The following is a 22481-nucleotide window of genomic DNA, read 5'->3' on the forward strand; positions in this document are numbered from 1 at the left end:
TGTCACGGATTCTCTTATCCTTTTTGTGTAGTCGACGTCAACACTGATTGTGTATAATTAAGTCACTGGGGCGCGTCAGCGACTCGCATGACCGAGCCGATACGGGACCGTCTCGTCAGCCTCCGCCGGAGCCTGCACCGCCACCCCGAACCCGCGTGGCGCGAGTTCTCCACCACGGCCCGCCTCGTCGAGGAGATCCGGGCCGTCGGCGTCGACGAACTCGCCGTCGGACCGGACGCCTACGACCCCGCCGACCGCATGGCCGTCACCGACGACGACCTCGAGCCGTGGGTCGAACGCGCCCGCGAGCGCGGCGCGGATCCGGCCCTCTTGGAGCGGATGACCGGCGGCAACACCGGCGCCGTCGCGGTGCTCGAGCGCGGCGAGGGGCCGGCGATCGGGCTGCGCGTCGACATCGACGGGCTGTTCATCGAGGAGTCGACCGACGCGGACCACGACCCCGCCGCCGAGGGCTTTCGCTCCGAAATCGACGGCACGATGCACGCCTGCGGCCACGACGCCCACATGACCTGGGGGCTGGCCGTCCTCGAGGCGATCGCCGAGAGCGACTTCGCGGGTCGCTTCGTGGTCTTCTTCCAGCCCGCCGAGGAGACCGGCGGCGGCGGGTGTCCGATGGCGAAGAGCGAGTTCGCGGACGGACTGGACTACCTGCTCGCCGTCCACGTCGGCCTCGACCACCCGACGGGCGAAGTAGTCGCGGGGATCGAGAAGCCGCTGGCGATGTGCCACGTCGATCTGACGATCGAGGGCACCTCCGCCCACGCCGGGAAGGCGCCCAACGAGGGCGACAACGCGATGCACGCGATGGGGACGACGATCGAGAACGCCTACGGCATCCCCCGCCACAGCGACGGGATGACCCGGGTGAACATCGGCAAGGCCGAGGCGGGGACGGCGAGCAACGTCATCGCCGAGCGCGCCCACATGGAGGCCGAGGCCCGCGGCGAGACGACCGAACTGATGGAGTACGCGAAGGAGCGACTCGAGCGGACGGTGAAGAACGCGGCCCGAATGCACGGCTGCCGAGCCGAGTTCGACGTCGTCAGCGAGTCGCCCCGCGCCGACAGCGACCCCGAACTACAGGCGCTGGTCAGCGAGGTGGCGGGCGAGGTCCGCGGAATTGACCGCGTGATTCCGGCCGCCGACTTCGGCGCCAGCGAGGACGCCACCTTCCTGATGGACCGCGTCCAGCGCGACGGCGGGCTGGCGACGTACCTGATCGTCGGCACCGACCACCCGACGAGCCACCACACGCCGACGTTCGACGTCGACGAGGCCAGCTTAGAGCACGGCGTCGACGTCCTCGTCGACTCGATCCGGGAACTCGAGCGCCGGCATCCGGTCGCGCGGACCGAGGCGGCAGCGGAGCCGGTCGCGGACGCCGGGGAGGGCGGCGAATGAGCGGGGCCGACGGAACGGGCGAGCGCCTCGTCACCCGCGCGGACGTCGAGGCCGCCCGCGAGCGCATCGACGACGTCGTCCACCGGACGCCCCTCGATACGTCCCGAACGTTCGCCGAGATGGCGGGCGCGGCCTCGATCGGACTCAAACTCGAGAACGTCCAGCGGACGGGCTCGTTCAAGATCCGCGGCGCGTACAACAAGATGGCCCAGCTCTCGGCGGCGGAACGGGAGGCGGGCGTCATCTCCTCGAGCGCGGGTAACCACGCCCAGGGCGTGGCGCTGGCGGGGCAACTGCTCGACATCGAGACGACGATCGTCGTTCCGGAGGTCACGCCCGCGGCGAAGATCGAGGCGACCCGCGGCTACGGCGCCGAGGTCGTCGTCGAGGGCGACATCTACGAGCGCTCCTACGAGCACGCCACAGAGCGCGCCGCCGAAACTGGCGAGACGTTCGTCCACCCCTTCGACGACGAGGCGATCGTCGCCGGCCAGGGGACGATCGGTCTGGAGTTGCTCGAGCAGTATCCCGAGATCGACACCGTCCTCGTCGCGATCGGTGGCGGCGGGCTGATCTCGGGTATCGGAACCGTGCTGAAAGCCGCCGAGCGAGACGTTCGAGTGATCGGCGTCCAGCCCGAGGGCGCGGCCCACGCGAAACCGTCGCTCGAGGCCGACGAGATTCGGGCGCTCTCCGACGTCGACACCGTCGCCGAGGGGATCGCCGACACCCGGCTGCTCGAGACCACGTTCGCGATCGCCCGCGAGGTCGTCGACGACGTGGTCAGCGTGAGCGACCGCGAGATCGCCGCCGCCGTGACGCTGCTCGCCGAGCGCGCGAAGACGGTCGCCGAGAGCGCCGGCGCGACCCCCCTGGCCGGCGTGCTGTCGGACGCGGTCGATCTCGAGGGCGAGCACGTCGGCGTCGTGATCTCCGGCGGGAACGTGAATCTCACCGAGCACGCCGAACTCACCCGGACCGGGCTCCACGAACTCGAGCGCTACGCCGACGCGCGGCTCGCCGTCGCGGGGTGGCCGACGGCCGTCGGTGACATCGCGGACGTCGTGGAGTCGGCGGGCGCCGAACTGGACGTCCTCGAACGGGCCCGTCGCACGTCGATCGACGAACCGAACCGGGTTCCCGTGACCGTCGGCCTCGAGGGCAGCGGCCCGGAGCATCTCGAGGGGGTTCTGGAGTCTCTGGACGCGCTCGAGGGGATTGCGGTCCTCGAGCGCTCGCTCGAGTAGCCGCTCGTTCGCCGCCGCTTTCCCGCTCTCGCTGGCGCGCTGAACCGCGGTGACGTCGCGGTTCGACCGTCGCGAGGCGACGATCAGTGAACGCGCTCGAGGCGTGCGGAGAACCAAAAACGACGGCGAAACTGACGACAGTGATCGGTCGTACTGAACGTCCCACCGTAGTAACCGAGGGGGCTTTGTAACCTGCGACGGAATACGGTAGTAGAATGGAATCGCCCTCCTCGATCGACTCCGGGGTTCAGGACCGAATCCGGCAGCAAGAAGTCATCGCGGAACTCGGCCAGCGAGCGTTAGAGACCAACGATCTCGATCAGTTGATGCACGACGTCTCGGTTGCCGTCGCCGAGACGCTCGACAACGAGTACTGCAAGGTGCTCGAGCGCTTACCCGGCGGGGACGAAGTCTTCCTCCGGCAGGGCATCGGCTGGCGAGACGGGCTCGTCGGGTCGGCGACGGTGCCCACGGATCTCGATTCGCAGGCCGGCTACACGCTCATCAGCGAGGAGCCGGTCATCGTCGACGATCTTCGCGAAGAGGAGCGCTTCTCCGGGCCTGAACTGCTCACGAACCACGACGTAGTCAGCGGGATCAGCGTCGTCATCGGCTCGGTCGAGGGGCCGTGGGGAGTGCTCGGCACGCACGCGACCGACCGAAGGGAGTTCACCACGCACGAAGCGAATTTCGTGCAAAGCGCCGCGAACATCCTGGCGGCGGCGATCGAGCGCGCGAGCAAGGAAGATCAGCTCCGCGAGCGCGAGGCCCAACTGAGCGTCGCGACCGACGCCGCGTCGATCGGGCTCTGGCTGTGGGATATTCGGGAGAACGTCTTCACCGCCGACGAATTCCTCGCGGAATCGTACGGGATGGAGCCGGAGCTGGTGACGACGGGCGCCCCGATCGAGGCGTTCTTCGACCCGGTTCCCGGGGAGGACAAGGACGAAATCTGGGAACAACTCGACCGCGCGCTGGAGACGGGCGTGTTCAGCGCCGAGTATCGCGTCGAAAACGCCGACGGCGATCTCATGTGGATGGTCTCCCGCGGCGAGGTGGAGTACGACGCGAGCGGCGACCCGGTCCGGATGCACGGCGCCGTCACCGATATCACGGAACGAAAGCAGCGCGAGCAGCAACTCAGAGAGCGAGAGGAGCGGTATCGGGACCTGTTCACCTCGATGTCAGAAGGGTACTGCGTCATCGAGCGGGTCGACACGCCGCCCGAAGAGCCGATCGACTTCCGCTATATCGAGGCGAATCCGGCGTTCGAAGAGCACACGGGACTGACGGGCATCGTCGGAAAGACGATCCGAGAAGTGGTACCGGGAGAACGACAGGAGTGGTTCGAGACCTACGACACCGTCGTGGAGACCGGGGAACCGGTCCGGTTCGAGCGCGAACTGGTGACGCGGGGTCTCGTCCTCGAGTGCTACGCGTTTCCGGTCGGTGGCGAAACGGACGCGCAAGTGGGTGTCCTCTTCACGGACGTCACCGAACGGGTGGAACGCGAACGGCGGCTCGAGGAGCTCATCGAACGGCTGGAGACTTCCAACGAGCGCCTGGAGCAGTTCGCCTACGCCGCCAGTCACGACCTCCAGGAGCCCCTGCGGATGGTCTCGAGTTACCTGCAACTCATCGAGCGGCGGTACGAGGACGACCTCGACGAGGACGGCGAAGAGTTCCTCGCGTACGCGGTCGACGGCGCCGACCGCATGCGCGAGATGATCGACGGCCTCCTCGAGTACTCTCGCGTCGAGACGGAGGGCGCCCCTCTCGAACCGGTCGATCTGAACGCGGTCCTCGAGGACGTTCTCGACGATCTCCAACTTCGGTTCGAAGAGAGTGGCGGTGAGGTGACTACCGAGTCCCTCCCGACCGTCGAGGGCGACAGCGGACAGTTACGGCAGGTGTTTCAGAACCTGTTGGACAACGCCATCGAGTACAGCGGCGACGGCCCGCCTCGCATCCGCGTCTCCGCCGAGCGCCGGTCCGAAACCGACCCCGAATGGGAAATCTCGGTCAGCGACGACGGCGTCGGCATCGATCCGGAGTACAGCGACCAGATCTTCGACGTCTTCCAGAGCTATCACGAGGGGGAGGGGTACAACGGAACCGGGATCGGACTCGCGATCTGCGAGCGGATCATCGAGCGCCACGGCGGGGAAATCCGGGTTACCAGCGAACCGGGCGAGGGCTCGACGTTTACGTTCACGCTGCCGGCGGCGAGCGACTCCGACTAGGGACCGCATCGACTTCGAATTACAGAATCCGGCGACGATCCGCCATCACAGGATTCGGTTATCGCTCTCCTCGAGACGATCAGCGACCGCGCTCGAGTCGGCCGCGAAAACGAAAATCGAAAGCAGACGGATCAGTCGGCGACCTTCGCGCTCGGACCGACGGCCTCGATCGCCTCGAGGAAGATCCCGACCCCCAGTTCGATCTCGCGCTCGGTCGAGTCCAGCGGCGGGAGCAGTCGGATCGTCTTCTTCCCGCACCCGAGGGTGAGCAGGCCGCGCTCGAGCGCGGCTTCGACGACTGCGCTCCGACGCTCCGCCGAGTCGAACTCGACGGCGAGCATCAGGCCCTTGCCGCGGACGTCCTCGACGTACTCGGGTGCGTCGTCGCGCAGGAGTTCCTTCGCCTGCTCGCCGCGTCGGGTGGCGTTGTCGAGCAGATCGTACTCGTCGATGGCCTCGAGGGTGAACGCGCCCATCATCGACCCCAGTAGGTCGCCGCCGCCGAAGGTCGACCCCAGCCGGTTCTTCTCGCCGGGGAAGACCTCGGAGCGCGAGATCGTCGCACCGACGCGCAGCGCCTTCGCGCTGGCGATGACGTCGGGTTCGATCGGGTAGTGGTCGGAGGCCCAGATCTCGCCGGTGCGGCCGATTCCGGACTGGATTTCGTCGACGACCAGCGGGATGTCGTACTCGTCGGTGACGTCTGCGACCTCCTGCATGAACGCCTCGCTGGGGAACCGGTAGCCGCCGACGCCCTGAATCGGCTCGAGCGCGAGGAAGGAGATCTCGTCGGGGTTGACGTGACCGCCCTCCGGCGAGAGCATGTTCCGGAGCTGCGAGCCGCCGCCCGCGAAGAAGCCGCAGTCGCAGCCGTCGGCGTCGCAGCCGCGATCGGCGCAGAACGGGACCGTTTCGATCCCGCCGATCTCCGGGTAGTGTCGCGTGTAGACCTCCTTGGACTTCGTCAGCGAGAGGGTCCCGAGCGTGCGGCCGTGGAAGCTGCCTGCAAACGCGACGCCGTACTTGGATGGCGCCCGATGGTCGTTCGTGATCTTCATCGCGTTCTCCATCGCCTCGGCGCCGGAGTTCGAGAGGAAGACCGTGTCCATCCCGTACTGACTCGAGAACTCGGTCAGCTTCTCCATGAGGTGACTCGAGCCGGGGAACTCGGCCTCTTCCGGGCTCGGGCCGGAGCCGAAGTACATGTCCTGGCCCGCGATCTTCATCGGTTCGACGAGGTCGAACTCGCGGACCTTCTCGAGGACCTTCTCGTTGTTGTACCCGAGCGGCGCCGCGCCGATGTGGCAGGTGAAGTCGAGCAAGACGTTGCCGTCGACGTCGGTGACGAAGGGGCCGTCGGCCGCCCGCGTGACGTCCCAGACGAACTCGTGAGAGTACTCGCTGGGCGCGGAGTACTCCTGGTGGAAGTCGACCCACTGCTGGGCGTTCGGGCCCGGAAGCGCGTCCGCGTCGGGTTCCGCCGTGTCCCTATCCATACACAGTTTATGTGTACGTCATACATTAAATCTTGTTATCGATTCTCGAGGATGAGACGCGACGGGTCCACGCGAACAACCGAACAGCATGACGGCCGCCGCGAATCGGTCGGCGCGGCGGAGGGCCGAAAGCGGCTAGTCGTCGTCCGTTTCGACGGCGCCGCCGGGACCGGACGGCGATTCCGTTTCCGGCTTCCTGCTCGAGCCGATGAGGACGGTTTCCTCCTGGAGTAACAGTCGACCCTCGGTCGAACTGAAGTGTTTGATCAGCCCGAGCATGGCGATAAAGCAGACGAACGCGAACGGCGCGCCGGTAATGATCGCCGCCGACTGCAGGGCGTCGACGCCGCCGAGGATCATGAGGATCGCGGCGGTCATCCCGAGGACCACGCCCCAGAAGATCCGGTTGATGTTCGAGGGGTGTGCCTTCCCGCCGGTCGTCATCATCGAGACGGCGAGCGTCGAGGAGTCGGCGGACGTGATGAAGAACGTCGTGACGAGGAACATGAACGCGATCATGAACACCGTCCCGAGCGGGAACGCGTCGAACATGATGAAGCCGGTCGTTTCGGCGCCGAGTTCGAACGCCATCACCTCACTGAAGTCGGCGATCCCGTTGTGCTGCATCCAGACGGCCGTTCCGCCGAGCGAAATGAACCACGGAATCGTCGCTGCTGAGGTCGCGACGATACCAGTGAACGCGACCTCGCGAACGCTTCGACCGCGGGAAATTCGCGCGATGAACAGTCCCGCGAACGGAGACCACGAGAGCGCCCACGCCCAGTAGAAGACGGTCCAGGTGTTGGCCCACTCGGTGCCACCTTCGACGCCGGCACCGGTAAAGAGGCTCATCGCGACGAAGTCGGTGATCATCCCGCCGATCGCCTGCGTTCCGAGCATGACGAGGAAGATCGACGGACCGAGAATGAAGGTCGCGAGCAGCAAGGCGACGAAGAGGATCATGTTGAAGTTCGAGAGCCGCCGGATCCCCTTATCGACCCCGAGCACCATCGACAGCGTGAACAGGAGCGTCATCGTCGTCACCACGAGGATGATCCCGGCGTTACCCAGGTCGATCCCCCACTGGTAGTTGAGGCCGCTGACGAACTGGCTCCCGATGAAGCCGAGCGACGTCGCGACGCCGCCGATCGTCGCGAAGACGGCGAGGATGTCGATGACCTTCGCGGCCGGCCCGTCCAGGTTCTCCTTCCCGAGGACCGGCGTGAGCGCCGAAGACACGCGGAGAGGGACGTTCTCGTAGTTGTACGCGAAGTACCCGATCGCGATCCCCATGATCGTGAACACGGCCAGCTGCGGCAGCGCCCAGTGGAAGAGCGTCTGCTGGATGGCCACGCTCATCGCCGCCCCGGACTGACTGCCGACGTCGAACAGCGGCGACGGGTTGTCGTAGTAGAACAGCGCCTCGGTCGGCCCCCAGAACACGACGCCCGCCGCGAAGCCTGCGGAGTACAACATCGCGAAGAACGAGAGGAAACTGTACTCGGGTGGATCGTCACCGAAGCGAAGCTTCCCCCACGGACTGACGATCAGGAACAACAGGAAGACGACGATCGCGAACACGATCGCCAGCAATGCCCAGTTCAGGTACTCGAGCATCACGGTGTTGAGCGTCGAAATCGTGTTCTCGACGAGGCTCTGGTTGATGAAGAACGTCCCGATGACACCGACGGTCAACAACGCTCCGAAGGCGAAGACGATCGGATCGATCTCCTCGAGGAACGTACCGACCGCCCCCTTCTCGGCGTCGCTCATCGTTTCCCCCCCGCGATCGACCGACAGCGTGCTGATTGAGCGTGCCTCCACCTGCCGATCGCCATGCTGTGTGATGGCATACCGGGTCAATCTACTGCGTACACAATAAGTGTTTCTCACTGTGCCAAAACACATACGAATTGTGTTTATTGGACGATCGCTCGTGAAGATCGGGCCCGCTCTCGAGATTTTAGATATCCGTCCACCGATGCCGGAATTAGCGTATATTCGTTCCCTGAACGCTCTCAAAAATACCCTTCACGGGCCGCTGTCGGAGTAGCGGAGCGGATTCGAATCCCCGACCTGCAGCACAGCGGCGGGCGCAGAATCCGGCGCCGCGGGACGACGACCGCTGCCAGCGAGGACGTGCCGGCCGACGACCGGACGGACTCGAGGCGGCCGCACGATCGGTAGCCGATTCGGAGACGGACGGCGTCGATCGGCCGGCGATCAACAGTGATCGTATTCAGTCAGTTCGTCAGTTCCTCGAGTTTCTCGTCGCGGGCCGCGGCGCTCTCGGCGACTCGTTCGGAGAACTCGTCGACCCGGTCCTTGATCTGTTCGCGGGCGGATTCGGGCGAGAACCCGTCGGACATCGTCAGCAGCCGGACGAACGCCCGGAGTTCCTCGTCGGTCAACTGGGCGAACTCCTCGTTGTCGAGTTTCTCGACGACCTCGTCGACGTCGATCTGGCCGACCGGTTCGACGTTGAACTCGACGTTGACCATCCGGTAGTTCGAGCCCGCGAGCCGCTGTTCGGCCTTGCCGACGCCCTCGGAGAGCATGTCCTTGAAGGGGGTGTGGTACCCCATCGTCCCGAGGTGGAGGAAGGCGAGCATGTCGGTGATCCCCTGCGTGTAGGCGTCCCGATCCTCGTCGTCGGGATCGAACACCGTCTCGCGGTCGCGCTCCTCCATGTACTCGAAGAGGATGCTGAAATCGAGGATCGCGTTGCGCACCCGCCGCCGGATGCGATTTCGCTTCTGTTTCTTCGAGTGGTCCGTGTAGTCGGTCTTCCGACCGAGCAGGAAGTCGCGATCGGAGGGTGTGAGAATGCCGCGCGGTCGATCCGAGTCGGCCGCCGTCCGCAAGGACTCCGGCACGTCGTCCTGGCTCATACAGGACACACAGTCGGCCGCCGAATTAACGTTTCTGTTGCGAAGAACGTGACGGTTGAACCACAGGTGACCTCTCCGCGACGCTTCTTAGACCGGTCGCTTCGAGAGTTCGATGGCGGTCTCGGCCAGCACCGAGACGCCGATCTCGAGGCTCGCCTCGTCGATGTCGAACGTCGGCGTGTGGTGGTTCGTCGGGTGGTCGGTGCCGACGAGCACGTACGACGCGAGCCCGCCGTCGTCCTGCACGCGGTCCATGAGGTAGGTGACGTCCTCGCTGACGCCGAACTCCGTCGTCGGCACGACGCGCTCGACGCCGTCGACCTCGCGGGCGACGCCGCCGACGAGATCCCGCAGCGCCGGGTGGCTGTCCGCCCGCGGCGACTCGCTGATGACCCGCGGCGTCACGTCGCAGTCGTGCATCTCCGCCGCCGCGTAGCAGACCCGCTCGAGTTCCGTCCGCATGTACTCCATCAGGCCGGTCGTCTCGCCGCGCACCTCGGCCTCGATCGTGACCTCCTCGGCGATGACGTTGCTCGCGGTGCCGCCCTCGATGTGGCCGACGTTGACGCGAGTCATGCCGTCGCTGTGGCGGGGGATCCCGTACGCGTTCTGGATCGCGGTCGCGGCCGCCTGCATCGCGTTGCCGCCCTCGTTGGGCGCCTTCCCCGCGTGGGCGCTCGCGCCCTCGAAGGTCGCCGTCAGGTGGGCCATCGCCAGCGGCTTCTCGACGCCGGCGACGATCTCGCCGGTGGGGTGGTCGAGGCCGACGTGAACGGCCAGCAGGTAGTCGACGTCGTCGAGATAGCCGCCTTCGGCCATCGCCTTTCCGCCGCCGGAGATCTCTTCGGCGGGCTGGAAGAACACCTTCAGCGTCCCCGAGAAGTCGCTATCCTGTACGGCTTCGATCGTCCCGAGAGCCATCGCGATGTGGGCGTCGTGACCGCAGGCGTGCATGTAGCCGTCGTGCTCCGAGCGGAAGCCCTCCGCGACCGGCCGGTGGTCGTCGGCCGACGACTCCGCCATCGAGATCGCGTCGAGGTCGACTCGCAACCCCACGGTCGGCCCCTCGCCGCGGTCGACGACCGCGACGACGCCGGTGTGACCCCCCGCGGTTCGCTCGAGGACGTCCTCGCGAACGCCCGCCTCGCGGGCCCGCTCGAGCCAGGGCTCGAGTTCGTCGTCGTCGGGGACGGCCATGCGGTCGTCGGTCGCCAGCGCCTCCCGTCCGACGGCGATCTCGTCGACGCCGAGCCGCTCGAGCTCGGAGACGACGCGGGCGGTGGTCTTGAACTCGCGCCACCCCGGTTCGGGGTGGCGGTGAAAGTCCCGGCGGAGATCACGCAGTCTCGTTCGCACGTCGTAGGCCATTATTGCCGCATCTAGGCGGCCGAACTACTTAATCGTGGTCAATAATCGTATATCTGCTACTCGCTGACGGTATACGATTGCGGAGAGGAATCAGGTTCGGCGGACCGTCTCGGCAGTTCTTGCTGTGAGAGGTCTCGATAGTCAGTTGCTGCCGGCAGCGACGAGCGACGGACGCCCGCGGCCTCAGCCGACGTACGCCGTCGCGTCCATCTCGACGCGGACGTCCTCGGGCAGCCGCGAGACCTCCACGCAGACGCGGGCCGGCGGTTCGTCGCCGAACTGCGCGCCGTAGGCCTCGTTGACCCGCTCGTAGTCCTCGAGGTCGGTCAGGTAGACGGTCACCTTGACGACGTCCTCGAGGCCGTTTCCGCCGGCCTCGTCGACCACGCTCTCGATGTTCGCCAGGACGCGCTCGGTCTGGGTCTCGATATCGCCGTCGACGGTCTCGCCCGTCTCGGGGTCGACCGGGCCGTAGCCGGAGACGTAGCACGTGTCGCCGGCCACCACGCCCTGCGAGTAGGGGTTGTCGTTGCTCGGTGCACCGTCGGTCTCGATGGGGTCGGTGTCTGCCATGGTGCTGTTCACTCGGATATCAGGCCGTCTGCTTCGCTTCCTCGGTGACCTGTTCGATCGCCTCGACGACGACGTCCAGCGCGGTCTCCGCGAGGTCGTGGGTCAGCACGAGCGGCGGGAGGAACCGCAGGACGTTGCCCTCCCGGCCGGCCGTCCAGACGAGGACGCCGTGCTCGAAGCAGTACCGCTGGATCGCGTCGACGAGGTCGCCGTCGGGCCGGCCGTCCTCGTCGACGAACTCGGCGCCGATGAACAGCCCCTTGCCGCGGATGTCGGCGAGCCGTTCGGTGCCGTCGGCGGCCTCCCGCAGTCGGCCCTGGATGTACTCGCCGAGGTCGCGGGCGTGGGCGAGCAGGTCGTGGTCCTGAATGTACTCGATGGCGCGGGTGCCGGCGCGCATCCCGACGACGTGGCCGCGGTAGGTGCCGGCGTGGTCGCCCGACCCCCACGTGTCCAGTTCCTCCCTGTACATCGTCGCCGAGAGCGGGAAGCCGACGCCGCCCAGCGCCTTCGCGGAGGTCATCACGTCGGGGGTGACGCCCTCCCAGTCGCTGGCCCACCACTGCCCGGTGCGGCCCAGCCCGCTCTGGATCTCGTCGAAGACGAGCGTGACGTCGTTGTCGTCCGCGATGTCGCGCAGTCCCTGGAGGAAGCCCTCCGGCGGCGTGACGATGCCGCCCTCGCCCTGGATCGGTTCGACGATGATCCCCGCGGGGTTCGCGAGGCCGCCGTAGGGGTCCTCGACGATCGCCTGGACCTCCTCGAGGGCGTGATCGACCGCCTCCTCGGGCGTCTTGCCCTGCCGGAACGGGTGGGGATAGGGCGCGTGGACGACGTCCGAGAGCAGGGGCGTGTAGTGACCCTTGAACTTCTTGTTCGAGGTGACGCTCATCGCTCCCGTCGTCGCGCCGTGGTAGGCGCCGCGGAACGCGATGAGCCCGTCGCCACCGGTGTTGTACTTGGAGAGTTTGATCGAGGCCTCGATGGCGTCGCTGCCGGTCGGCCCGCCGAAGACCACCTTCTGGTTGCCCTGCAGGCCGTCGGGGGCGATCTCGTCTAACTTCTCGATCAGCTCGAGTCGGGCCTCCGTCGGGAAGTCGACCGTGTGGACGAACTTGTCGGCCTGCTCGTGGACGGCCTCGAGCACGTACGGGTTCGCGTGGCCGACGTTCAGGACGCCGATCCCCGCGAAGAGGTCGATGTAGGTGTTGCCGTCGGCGTCGCGGACCGTCGCTCCCTTCCCCTCCTCGAAGGCGATCGGGATGTCGTCGGGGTACGCGACCGCGCTGCTGTCGATCTCGCGCTGCTTCTCGAGCAGCTCTCGGGTGTTCGGCCCCGGGACGGAGTCGACGGTCGGTGCGTCATCGAAGTGGAGTTCGTCGATCGGCGGTCCGCGCGTCATACGTAGGCACAGGTGAAACGATTATAAATAACTTGTCCACAGTATCCATATAGTACGTATACAGATACTGGGTACAAGTGCGATTTCGGAACCCGTTACTGCGTGTAGGGGTGTCGAAGATCGTAGACGGACTGCGATAGGTCGTGGTGCGGTAGCCCGCGGAGGAGCGTAGATCGGCGGTCAATCCGTCGGGCATTTTCCGCCGAACTGCGCGTTCGATTCCGATCGCTCGACGTCGTCGGGAGCATCCGGCCGTTCGACGGCGGCGGGATCGGCCGCCCGTTCGCCGGACGTGAGCGTAAACGAAAACGTCGAGCCCGCGCCGGACGCCGAATCGACCCGGATCTCGCCGCCGTGGCGGTCGACGATTCGGTCACACAGCGCCAGCCCGATTCCCGAACCGGCCCGTTCGTCGGCCGAGTTGAGGCGTTGAAAGACGTCGAAGATCCGGTCGGCGTCGTCGGAATCGATGCCGACCCCCTCGTCGCGGACCGAAACCGTCCGCGTCGCCCCCTCTCGGGTCGCCGACACGTGTATTCGCGGCGGGTCGTCGCCGCTGTAATCGATCGCGTTCGTCAACAGATTCTGGAAGAGCTGCTGTAACTGCCGCTCGTCGCCCTCGACGGTGGGCAACGGCTCTCGCGTGAGTTCGGTATCGGTCTCGTCGATCCTGAACTGCAGGTCGGTGAGCACGTCGTCGAGCACGGCGTCCAGATCGACTGCCTCGAACGGCTCCCCCTGCGTGTCGACCCGGGAGTACTCGAGCAGGCCGTCGATCATCGCGTGCATCCGCTCGGCGCCGTCGACCGCGTACGCGAGGAACTCTTCGCCGTCGTCGTCGAGTTCGTCGCCGCACCGGTCTTCGAGGAGTTCCAGATAGTTGGTCACCATTCGCAGCGGCTCCTGCAAGTCGTGGCTGGCCGCGTGCGCGAACTGCTCGAGTTGCTCGTTCGACGCCTCCAGTTCCGCCACGACCTCCTCGAGGCGCCGTTCGGTCCGGTTCAGCGTTTCGTTCCGTTCCTCGAGCGTTCTGGCGTGGGTGAGCGCCTGGGCCTCGTGGATCCCGATCCCCAGCCCCGCGAGCGACCCGATCGAGAGCAAGACGGCTTGGGTCCCGAACGTGAACCGGACCGAGACTCCGGGATGAATGACTCGCAGCCCCATCACGAACGCCATGACCGCGACCCCGCCGAACACCCACGTCACGATACGCGGATAGAGCTCGGACGGGATCGTCGTCTCCGGCAGCCAGTGACCGATATACAGCATCGCGATTCCCGGCGTACTGATCAGCGCTAGATCGAGCGCCGCCTCCAGGAGCACGCCGCTGCTCACCAGCGCGAGGGCCGATTTAACGATCGCACTGACGAGCAAAACCACGCCGAAGACCGGAATCACGTACCGCCAACTGCCGATCTCGTCTCCCGGAGACTCGAGATCCACGCCGAACTCGAAGGAACGCCTGCTCATTGACCGACAGACGGCCGCCGCGCTGTTCAGGCTCGCTTTTTAGTATACAACTCGTTTAAGTGCGGCCGCGCGAGGAACACCTCACTCGGAGAGGGTCGTCTCGAGGATCTGATCGAGGCCGCGTCGGAGCCGCGACGCGACGGCTTGCTGTGTGATCCCGAGTTCGTCGCCGAGTTCCGCCATCGTCACGTCCCGCGGCGAGTTGAAGTAGCCGCGATCGTAGGCGAGGACGAGAGCCTCCCGCTGGGCGTCGGTCAGTGCGGTCTCGGTCTCGGTATCGATCGGCGTCAGCGCGTGGAGTTTCGTCAGCGTGATCGGGATGTCCAGTTCCCGACAGCGTCGCTGAAAGTCCGCGATGTCGCTTCGATCGTCCCCGCGGACGTCGAACGTCCACTGCCGGCTCGTGCCGACCGCTTTGACGACCGGAATCTCCGTCTCCGTCAGCGTGCTCAGGACGCCGTCGTACGCCAGCGCCCACTCGACGCGCAACAGGTACTCGTCGGCGACGGAATCGACGAGCCGGATGTCCGTCACGCCCGGATGCTCGGCGAACGCGCTCTCGATGTCGTCGACGACGGTTCCTCGGACCCAGAAGTAGGGAACGACGACGTCACGGGCCGGGATCATTCGCTCCAGTTCGACCGTCACGTCGGGTAACTGCTCGAACACGCTCCCCAGCGGGAACTGGTCGGAGGGCACCGTGAACGTCGCCTCTGTAGCCATCGTCCCAACGGTAACGCTCTGGCGGTAAAGGCGTTCCACCTGCCCGGCCGCGAGACCGGGATCCGCTACGCCCGGTCGGCGGGATCGACGGGACGGAACGTCTCGCGCTGCGAACCGGACAAACTCCCTTAGGGACGGCCGTCGAACGGACGACCATGCTCCCGCCGATCGCGAACCGCTTCGTCGCCGGGGAGTCCCCGGCAACGGCCCTCGAGCACGTCCGACGGCTCAACGAGCGCGATATCGCGGGGATCGTCAACCTCCTGGGTGAGCACTACGACGACCGCGAATCCGTCCGGGCCGACGCCGCCGAGTACCGCGCGCTGGTTCGGGACATCGCCGCGTCGGACCTCGAGGCCTGCATCTCGGTCAAGCCGTCGCAACTGGGGTTGGATCTGGGCGAGGACGTGTTTCGGGAGACGCTCGCGGACATCGTCGACGCGGCCGCCGCCGAGGACGTCTTCGTCTGGATCGACATGGAGGATCACACGACGACCGACGCGACCCTCGACGCGTTCGAGGAGCTCGCTCGCGAGCACGAGGGCGGCGTCGGCGTCTGCGTGCAGGCGAACCTCGAGCGCACCCGGGAGGACGTCGAACGGCTCGCGGACGTGCCGGGGAAGGTGCGGTTCGTCAAGGGCGCCTACGACGAACCGGCCGATATCGCCTACCGCGACGGCGACCGGATCGATCGGGAGTACGAGTCGCTGCTCGAGTACGCCTTCGAGCGGTACGACGGCGGCGTCGCCGTCGGCAGCCACGATCCGGCGATGATCGAGCACGCGATCGACTGCCACGAGCGGTACGGCACCGACTTCGAGATCCAGATGCTGATGGGCGTCCGCGAGGACGCTCAGGACGACCTCGCCGCCGAGTATCCCGTCTCCCAGTACGTCCCGTACGGCAACCGGTGGAAATCGTACTTCTACCGCCGGCTGACCGAACGGACGGGGAACGTCCGGTTCGCGCTCCGCGCGCTTCTCGACCGCTAAAGGGAAGGGCTCATTAGCCCCTAGTGAGAGTTGCTCCACATGGCTTCGTGGAAGCGGGATTTCGCGAGCGGGCTGATCGTCCTCGGCCCGATCCTGGTCACTCTCTACGTCATCTACTGGCTCTACGGTCTCGTCGCCGGGCTGACGCCGGGGCTCATTCTCCAGCCCGAGGCCCTCGAGCCGTTTATTCCCGGCAACGGAGCGCAGGCCGAGCAGACCCGCGAGCAGCTCGCGCAGTTCCTCCGGGTCATCGTCGCGCTGACCGTCTTCACGATCCTCACCTTCTCCATCGGCTATCTCATGCGGACGACCGTCGGCGGGCTCGTCGAACGGGTCGTCGACAACGTCGCGAACCGCGTCCCCGTGATGCGGGTCGTCTACAACGCCTCGAAAATGGCCGCCGAGACCGCCTTCGGCGAACAGGACTCGCTGCAGAAACCGGTCAAGATCGAGACCTGGAACGGACTTCGGATGACGGCGTTCAAAACGGGAAAGGTGACCGACGACGGCCGCGAGGTGCTCTTCTTGCCGACGTCGCCGAACATCACGACGGGGTTCGTCGTCGAGGTCGAATCCGACCGGATCACGGAACTCGACGAGGACGTCGAGGACGCCCTGACGCGCGTGCTCAGCGCCGGATTCGGCGACGCGAGCCGCAACCGCGGGATGGACGCCGGCGTCTCGATCGACGTCGTCGACGAGACGAACGCCGGCTCGCTCGAGGACGCCGGCACCGAGCGGGCCGACGACGACTGACGCCCGGCGGTGTCGTTTCGACGATCAGACGGGTCCACGTGACGCCCGGACGGCGGTCAGTCCGATCTCGGCACGGCGCGGTTCGATCGGCGACTAGACGCCCTGGCTCATCAGGTGACTGCGAAGCACGTCGCCCTCCTTGTTGCCGGCGGTCGTGTTGACGATGACGACCGTCTCGTCGCCGTCGAACTCGCCGCGCTCGGCCAGCTCCCACGCCCCGCTGGCCGCCGCGGCCGGGCTCGGCGCCAGCTCGAGGCCCTCGTGCGTGGCGACGCGGACGCCGGACTCGAGGATGTCCCGATCCTCGGTCGCGACCGCGCCGCCGTCGGTCTCGCGGACGGCCTCGAGGACGCGCGAACTCGCCGGCGGATCGGCGATCTCGATCTCGCCGCAGATCGTGTCGGGTCGGTCGATCGGCTCGTGGTCGTCGCGGTCGTCCTCGAGGGCGTCGACGATCGGCGCACAGCCCGCGGCCTGGGCGGCGTACAGCGGCGGGAGCTCGTCGATGAGCCCGAGTTCGCGAAGCTCCGTCGCCCCCTTGTACGCTCCCACCAGCCCGACGCCGATACCGGTCGGATAACAGATCGCGTCGGGAACCGCCCACTCGAGGGACTCGACGATCTCGAAGAGGGTCGTCTTCGCGCCCTCGTGGCGGTAGGGCGTCTCGAAGGGCTGCAGCGAGTACCAGTCGTCGTGTTCGCCCATCCCCTCCTCGTAGGCGCCGACGGCGTCGTCGAACCGGCCGCCGACGACGTTCATGTCGCCGCCGTGGACGTTGATCATCGCCTTGTTCGTGAAACTCGAGCGCGAGGGCACGTAGACGTGGGACTCGAGGTCGGCCCGGCCGGCGTAGGCCGCGGCCGCCTGTCCGCCGTTACCCGTGGACGCGAGCGCGACGTCGGTCGCGCCGTGCTGGGCGGCGGCCGTCGCGGCGACCGATCCCCCGCGGTCGGTCGTCGACCCCGTCGGATTCCGGCCGTCGTCCTTGATCAGGACGCGTTCGACGCCGAGTTCGTCGGCCAGGTCGGGGCAGTCGACCAGCGGCGTCGCCCCCTCGTCGGTCGTCACCGCCGACTCGCGGGGGAACGGGAGCAGTTCCTCGTAGCGCCACTGCGAGTCGAACGGTCGGTCCGCGAGGGTCTCGCGGTCGAGATCGATCGCGTCGTACTCGTAGGTCGGGTCGAGAAAGCCGTCGCAGTCGGGACAGCGGTGAGATACGTCCGCGGCGTCGTAGGTAGCCCCGCAGTCGACACACTCGAGTCCGGCGAAGGCGTCCGTCGTCTCCATACGCGAGTGTTCGCGGGCCCGAACTTGTAGTCACTGGAAGTCAATGCCCACTCGCTCGCGGAACTGCGAACAGGTGGGTATCGCTGCAGTGGCGACAGTTGGCTGTTCATCGGTGGACGGCCGTCGTTCGCCGCGGCTGACCGTCGTTTGACGGGGGACTGTATCCGACGGCGGAAAAAACGAATGCGGTTCAGATCGCCGGGCGTTCGGCCGACGGCTGTTCTCGCGTCCCCTCGAGCGAGACGGGGTGGAGCCGCTCCCAGGTCTGCCCGATGACGTAGTAGGCGCTCACGAGCGCGTAGAACGACACGATCGCGCCGAGGACGGCCCCGAGAATCGGGATCTCGGTGAGCAGTCCGGAGAGCAACGCGCCGGCGAAGACGATCCCGACGGCCTGCAGCCAGCCGACCGCGTAGGTCCCGGTCGCGAGACTCGGGCGCAGCGCGGCGAACTCGAAGCCGGCGCCGAGTCGGCCCGCCGTCGCGAAGTGAGCCAGCGCGGCGGGGACGGCGTAGGCGACCGCGATCGCGGTCGCGAGCGTCAGCAGGCTCGCGATGCCGAGCGCCGCGGTGCCGATCGTTCCCGGGTCGCCGCCGACCGCCAGCCAGACGCCCCCGAACAGGAGGCCGCCGACGACGAACGGAAGCAGGCCGTACGCGAGGAGGATCGCGACCGCTTTCGCGCCGTCGATCGTCAGCGCCCGCCAGTCGTCGAACCGCGGCGCCTCGTCGTCGCCGCGGCCCGTTCGCTCGAGCACTCGGACGACGTAGCCCCAGACGAGAACGGCGGGGAGCACCAGGACGCTCGCCAGTACGAGCAGCCCGCCGATGATCGCCGTCTTCCAGACGTCGTCGCTGTTCTTCAAGTAGGTGACCGCGTTAGTGATCATGACTCGTCCTCGACCGACTGCCGTCTCCGGCGTGGTCGACATAGTATACGCTTGACAACTATATAAACGTACGTTAGACACGAAGATCGATAGATTTGGGGCCTTTAGCCGTGTAATCGAGTTATCGGTGATCAGTTCGGTCAAAAAACAACAGTGTTTACGAGCCGCTATCTCTCGTCTCGAGTGCGAATCGTCACGCCTCGAATGAGTCCCCGCTCGAACGGAGGTCGTCTCGCCTCGAGTCCGACTCACACCGTGCCAGTCGGTTTCACGCCGAGTCAATCGGCTCGAGCCGCACCGCTACGGAACGTGCAGTGTGAAGGAGGAAAGAGAAGATCCGTCAGTTGTCGCCGTTCTTCGACTGCCACTCGTAGTCGCGGCGTTTGGCGGACTTGCCGAAGCCACACGACGAGCACTCCTTCTTTTTGGTGTGGTAGGACTTCTCTCCGCAGCGACGACATTTGGTGTGCGTCGTCTTGTTCTTCTTTCCTTGGCTTGGGGTTCCTGCGCCAGTCATGGAGTGATCGAAACGACGTTGTCGCCGCGTATAATCGTTGTGTCTTCGACCGGCGCCTCTTCGTCGACACCGGCTTCGGGGATCGTCACGTCCTCGAGCACGAGATTCATGTGCTGGTCGTAGCCGGCCAGATCGCCGACGTACTCGCCGCCACTCTTGAGTCGTACCGTGACGCGTTCGCCGAGCGACGCCTCGAGGACGTCCAGCGGTCGTCCACTCATACGAAAGACCGCAGGTGACGGACACTTAATCGTACCGGTCCTGTGTCCGCATTCCCGCCCTCGACGGAGATGCGGTCGGGATTTTCCGTCGCGAGACGCCACGATCGGGGCTGGCTAGAAACGATCCAGAGGGTGGCGATACCCGTTCGCAGAGCGAGGGCGGCGAATCCCGATGTCGCCACGCTCGCTTTGAGATCGTTTCGGAGTCCGTCGAACCCCCGATCCGAGATCGAGAGCGGTACCGTATCGATCCCGTATATCACAGGCCAGCCTCGCTCGATGCGAATCGTCCCGTCTCCATCGTGGTGCCGTCGCGAATTGCCCTCGTTCCACATTCTAGAGGTCTGGCACACTGAACGACGGATGTTACCGACACAGATTCGATCTCAGCAATAGCCGTTAAATCAATCGAGTGGAATCAGTTATGGTGAAGATTATCCCAAAATAACGAGCCAAAAACTGACGAGCATCGTTATCAGAATGACGGAGACAAGTCCTGACTTGAGCATTGTCGTTCTGAGATCCGTTCGGAGGTTGTCAAACTCTTGGTCCGACATAATGAGCGGGACCGTATCGGTTCCGTAAATCACCGGTTCACCGTCCTCAAACCGAACGTTGCCATACACAGTGATCGTTGTCCCCTCACGAATTGGCTTCACGTCGACTTGAAATTGCTTAGCGTCACTTCTATTATTCGCTGGCTGTGGTTCGTCTACACTGGTTAGATCCAGGATCTCATTGAACGTTCTCGTGGTTATCGCGCTTGTCAGATGGATATACGGAGACTCACTAAGCGGAATAGCGATATTCAAATTGAAGTTCCAGCCGTCAACGGACAACTCCGACAGCCGAGTACAGTTTCCGAGGAGCCATGTCGGATCGACAGTGACCGACCTTCCGTTGTTACTAACACTGAATTGACCTGACTCGATACCGGATTCAAAGGTCACTCTGCCCTCTGTATTAGGGTATGTAGCTCGCCATAGATATAGCGCAACCGCAGAACTGGTTTCCTCAACGACTCTATCGGCTTCGTATGCGGATTCGTCGACGATGACAGTTCCCCGTATCACTGCCGGTTCGCCATCGGCGAGCTCGTGAGACGTAGCTGCTCCACCCCAGAAGACTGACCGGAACACGTTCGCGCTATGTATTGTTCGGTTAGCGGAACGGAGAAAGAACCCACCGATAAATACGGTTCCCAAAACCCCGGCCGTAATTTGAGCCATAAATCCGGTTGACTTTTCTACAATGAGTGACTTATGATGTATGGTCAACCCGATCTCAACCCAGTACACGAACGTGACTTCGTACACGCGCTACTCGAGAAAAGCGATTCCAGCGAGCAGGAGCACGTTCATGACGAAAATCAGAAGTACTGTTGTCCTTGCGTTGGTTTCTGGCTCGGTCACCCCCATTCTTTGTCCCAGACTAGTGGTGGAAGACACAATCGATCGATCTCGGAAAACGTTCCGAGGTCGAGAGCCCGCTGACTCGAGTCCGCTGTGCGACATCCAGCAAACACTATAAGTGGCTACTCCACGAGACCCTACATATGGGCGACACGAAGTTCACCCTCGTCGAGTTGCATCTGGACGGCGACACCCAGTTCGGCCCCGGATCGATCGGCAGTGCACTGCCGTTCGGCTCCAGCGAAACCGAGTCCGAGGAGACGCCGGAGTACGAGCCCGAGACCGACGTCGACGACTCCGAGGACGAGGAGTCCGGCGGCAGCAAGGCCATCGGCGCCGTCATCGCGCTCGTTACGCTCGTGGCCATCGCGGCGGCCGCCAAGAAGTTCCGCGGCGACGACGAGGACGACCTCGAGGCCGAGGAGGAGCCGGACGTCATCGTCAACTGACTCGCCGACCGTCCGGCGATCGACTCACTGTCGGTCGCCGTCCGACAGAACGCTTTTGCGCTTCCTGCACGTACTCCGCGGTGTGAATCTCTATCGTAGCGCCCGGGCCGTTGCCGGGGCGTCCGGTGACGATATGATCGACTGGCAGTCCGCGGCGGACGCCGCGAAGGCGGTAACCGAGCCCGGCTCCCTCGACCTCGAGCCGGGCGAGCGGGAGGCGTTCGCCCGCGACGTGCGGGAGGCTCGCGACGGCATCCGCACGGTGTCGGGCGTCGACTTCGACGTTCCCGACTCCATCGAGATTCAGAACCGTCACCACTGGATGGACGCGAACATCGCGACCTTCGAGCGCGTGATGGGGACCCTCGAGGAGCAGGTGCCGGCCGGCGCCTTCCCCGGCGTCGCCCGAACGATCAACACGGGGACGATGACCGTCCTGCTGGCCTTCCTCGGACGGAACGTCCTCGGGCAGTACGATCCCCTGCTGCTGGCGAACGACCCCGAGGAGACCCACGCGCTGTACTTCGTCCGGCCGAACATCCTCGGTGCCGCCGAGAAACTCGACGTCGATGCCGACCGGTTCCGCCGCTGGATCGCCTTCCACGAGGTGACCCACGCCGCGGAGTTCGGCGCCGCGCCGTGGCTCTCCGACCACTTAGAGGAGCGCATGGAAGAGGGCATCGCGAAGCTCTCGGACGGCTCGCTCGATCGCGCGTCGTTCCAGGACCTCGACGCCGCGATGACCGTCGTCGAGGGGTACGCCGAACTGCTGATGGACCACGCCTTCGACGACGAGTACGCGGATCTGCGCCGGAAGCTCGACGCCCGTCGGCAGGGTCGGGGGCCGCTCCAGAAGCTGTTCCGTCGCCTGCTCGGCCTCGGACTCAAGGAACGCCAATACGAGCGCGGAAAGCACTTCTTCGAGACGATCGTCGAGAACCGCGACCTCGAGACCGCGGCGCTCGTCTGGGAGGGCCCCGAGAACCTCCCGACGCAGGACGAACTCGACGCGCCGACGATGTGGCTCCAGCGCGTCGATCGCTGATCGCCGCCGGCCCGGACTAGCGTCGATTGCCGATCACCGACCGATCGAGACGCCGTTTCCGTCTCGACTCGAGTCGTT

20 protein-coding genes are annotated in these 22481 nt (G+C 65.6%); 7 read left to right on the top strand and 13 right to left on the bottom strand.

Annotation, left to right across the window (positions count from 1 at the left end; translation table 11 throughout):
* The first annotated feature begins 87 nt into the window (after positions 1-87).
* From HTZ84_RS00910 to HTZ84_RS00920, 3 genes are all read left to right on the top strand, one after another.
* A complete protein-coding gene (locus tag HTZ84_RS00910) occupies positions 88-1422 on the top strand; it encodes an amidohydrolase (RefSeq protein WP_174678956.1) in 1335 nt (444 codons plus the stop codon).
* Entirely contained in the window at positions 1419-2669 is a 1251-nt protein-coding gene (gene ilvA / locus HTZ84_RS00915) for a threonine ammonia-lyase (RefSeq protein ID WP_174678957.1), read from the top strand. Before HTZ84_RS00910 ends, ilvA begins: the two co-directional genes overlap by 4 nt.
* Before the next feature lie 215 nt (positions 2670-2884).
* The gene (locus tag HTZ84_RS00920; protein WP_174678958.1) at positions 2885-4912 is read left to right on the top strand and encodes an ATP-binding protein; all 2028 of its coding nucleotides are present in this window, start codon (positions 2885-2887) and stop codon (positions 4910-4912) included.
* A gap of 131 nt (positions 4913-5043) precedes the next feature.
* Here the strand turns inward: HTZ84_RS00920 and HTZ84_RS00925 are convergent, their stop codons facing one another.
* From HTZ84_RS00925 to HTZ84_RS00960, 8 genes are all read right to left on the bottom strand, one after another.
* Positions 5044-6408, bottom strand: a complete 1365-nt coding sequence (locus tag HTZ84_RS00925; protein WP_174678959.1) for an aminotransferase class III-fold pyridoxal phosphate-dependent enzyme — start codon at positions 6406-6408, stop codon at positions 5044-5046.
* Positions 6409-6543: 135 nt separating this feature from the next.
* Positions 6544-8181 carry a BCCT family transporter gene (locus HTZ84_RS00930; protein ID WP_174682504.1) on the bottom strand — a complete coding sequence of 546 codons (1638 nt, stop codon included), beginning with the start codon at positions 8179-8181 and terminating at the stop codon, positions 6544-6546.
* Positions 8182-8651: 470 nt separating this feature from the next.
* On the bottom strand, positions 8652-9299 hold the full coding sequence (locus HTZ84_RS00935) for a hypothetical protein (protein WP_008894147.1): 648 nt from the start codon (positions 9297-9299) through the stop codon (positions 8652-8654).
* Between the two features lie 87 nt (positions 9300-9386).
* Positions 9387-10667 (bottom strand): amidohydrolase, encoded by a 1281-nt coding sequence (locus tag HTZ84_RS00940; RefSeq protein WP_174678960.1) that lies wholly within the window; start codon positions 10665-10667, stop codon positions 9387-9389.
* A 183-nt stretch (positions 10668-10850) separates the two neighbouring features.
* A complete protein-coding gene (locus tag HTZ84_RS00945) occupies positions 10851-11240 on the bottom strand; it encodes a Rid family detoxifying hydrolase (protein ID WP_174678961.1) in 390 nt (129 codons plus the stop codon).
* A 19-nt stretch (positions 11241-11259) separates the two neighbouring features.
* Positions 11260-12642, bottom strand: a complete 1383-nt coding sequence (locus HTZ84_RS00950) for an aspartate aminotransferase family protein (protein ID WP_174678962.1) — start codon at positions 12640-12642, stop codon at positions 11260-11262.
* A 180-nt stretch (positions 12643-12822) separates the two neighbouring features.
* Complete coding sequence (locus HTZ84_RS00955; protein ID WP_174678963.1) at positions 12823-14112, bottom strand: sensor histidine kinase; 1290 nt, start codon at positions 14110-14112, stop codon at positions 12823-12825.
* An 81-nt stretch (positions 14113-14193) separates the two neighbouring features.
* Entirely contained in the window at positions 14194-14835 is a 642-nt protein-coding gene (locus tag HTZ84_RS00960) for a helix-turn-helix domain-containing protein (protein WP_174678964.1), read from the bottom strand.
* Between the two features lie 155 nt (positions 14836-14990).
* Here HTZ84_RS00960 and HTZ84_RS00965 point away from each other — a divergent pair, with 155 nt between their 5' ends.
* Together HTZ84_RS00965 and HTZ84_RS00970 are read left to right on the top strand one after the other, a co-directional pair.
* Positions 14991-15827, top strand: a complete 837-nt coding sequence (locus HTZ84_RS00965; protein WP_174678965.1) for a proline dehydrogenase family protein — start codon at positions 14991-14993, stop codon at positions 15825-15827.
* A 39-nt stretch (positions 15828-15866) separates the two neighbouring features.
* Positions 15867-16583 (top strand): DUF502 domain-containing protein, encoded by a 717-nt coding sequence (locus HTZ84_RS00970; RefSeq protein WP_174678966.1) that lies wholly within the window; start codon positions 15867-15869, stop codon positions 16581-16583.
* A gap of 93 nt (positions 16584-16676) precedes the next feature.
* On the opposite strand, the gene HTZ84_RS00975 is transcribed toward HTZ84_RS00970, so the two are convergent.
* From HTZ84_RS00975 to HTZ84_RS00995, 5 genes are all read right to left on the bottom strand, one after another.
* On the bottom strand, positions 16677-17870 hold the full coding sequence (locus tag HTZ84_RS00975; RefSeq protein ID WP_174678967.1) for a threonine synthase: 1194 nt from the start codon (positions 17868-17870) through the stop codon (positions 16677-16679).
* A 190-nt stretch (positions 17871-18060) separates the two neighbouring features.
* A complete protein-coding gene (locus HTZ84_RS00980) occupies positions 18061-18759 on the bottom strand; it encodes a DUF4013 domain-containing protein (RefSeq protein ID WP_174678968.1) in 699 nt (232 codons plus the stop codon).
* A 340-nt stretch (positions 18760-19099) separates the two neighbouring features.
* Positions 19100-19276, bottom strand: coding sequence for a 50S ribosomal protein L37e (locus HTZ84_RS00985; RefSeq protein WP_174678969.1), 177 nt, complete (start codon positions 19274-19276; stop codon positions 19100-19102).
* Positions 19273-19497, bottom strand: coding sequence for an LSM domain-containing protein (locus tag HTZ84_RS00990; RefSeq protein ID WP_008894159.1), 225 nt, complete (start codon positions 19495-19497; stop codon positions 19273-19275). Before HTZ84_RS00990 ends, HTZ84_RS00985 begins: the two co-directional genes overlap by 4 nt.
* Before the next feature lie 434 nt (positions 19498-19931).
* Entirely contained in the window at positions 19932-20813 is an 882-nt protein-coding gene (locus HTZ84_RS00995; RefSeq protein WP_174678970.1) for a hypothetical protein, read from the bottom strand.
* Between the two features lie 239 nt (positions 20814-21052).
* Here HTZ84_RS00995 and HTZ84_RS01000 point away from each other — a divergent pair, with 239 nt between their 5' ends.
* Together HTZ84_RS01000 and HTZ84_RS01005 are read left to right on the top strand one after the other, a co-directional pair.
* On the top strand, positions 21053-21358 hold the full coding sequence (locus HTZ84_RS01000) for a hypothetical protein (protein ID WP_174678971.1): 306 nt from the start codon (positions 21053-21055) through the stop codon (positions 21356-21358).
* An 82-nt stretch (positions 21359-21440) separates the two neighbouring features.
* Positions 21441-22403 carry a zinc-dependent metalloprotease gene (locus HTZ84_RS01005; RefSeq protein WP_174678972.1) on the top strand — a complete coding sequence of 321 codons (963 nt, stop codon included), beginning with the start codon at positions 21441-21443 and terminating at the stop codon, positions 22401-22403.
* The last annotated feature ends 78 nt before the right edge of the window (positions 22404-22481 follow it).

The organism is Haloterrigena gelatinilytica (assembly GCF_013342145.1).
Taxonomy (GTDB): Archaea; Halobacteriota; Halobacteria; order Halobacteriales; family Natrialbaceae; genus Haloterrigena; species Haloterrigena gelatinilytica.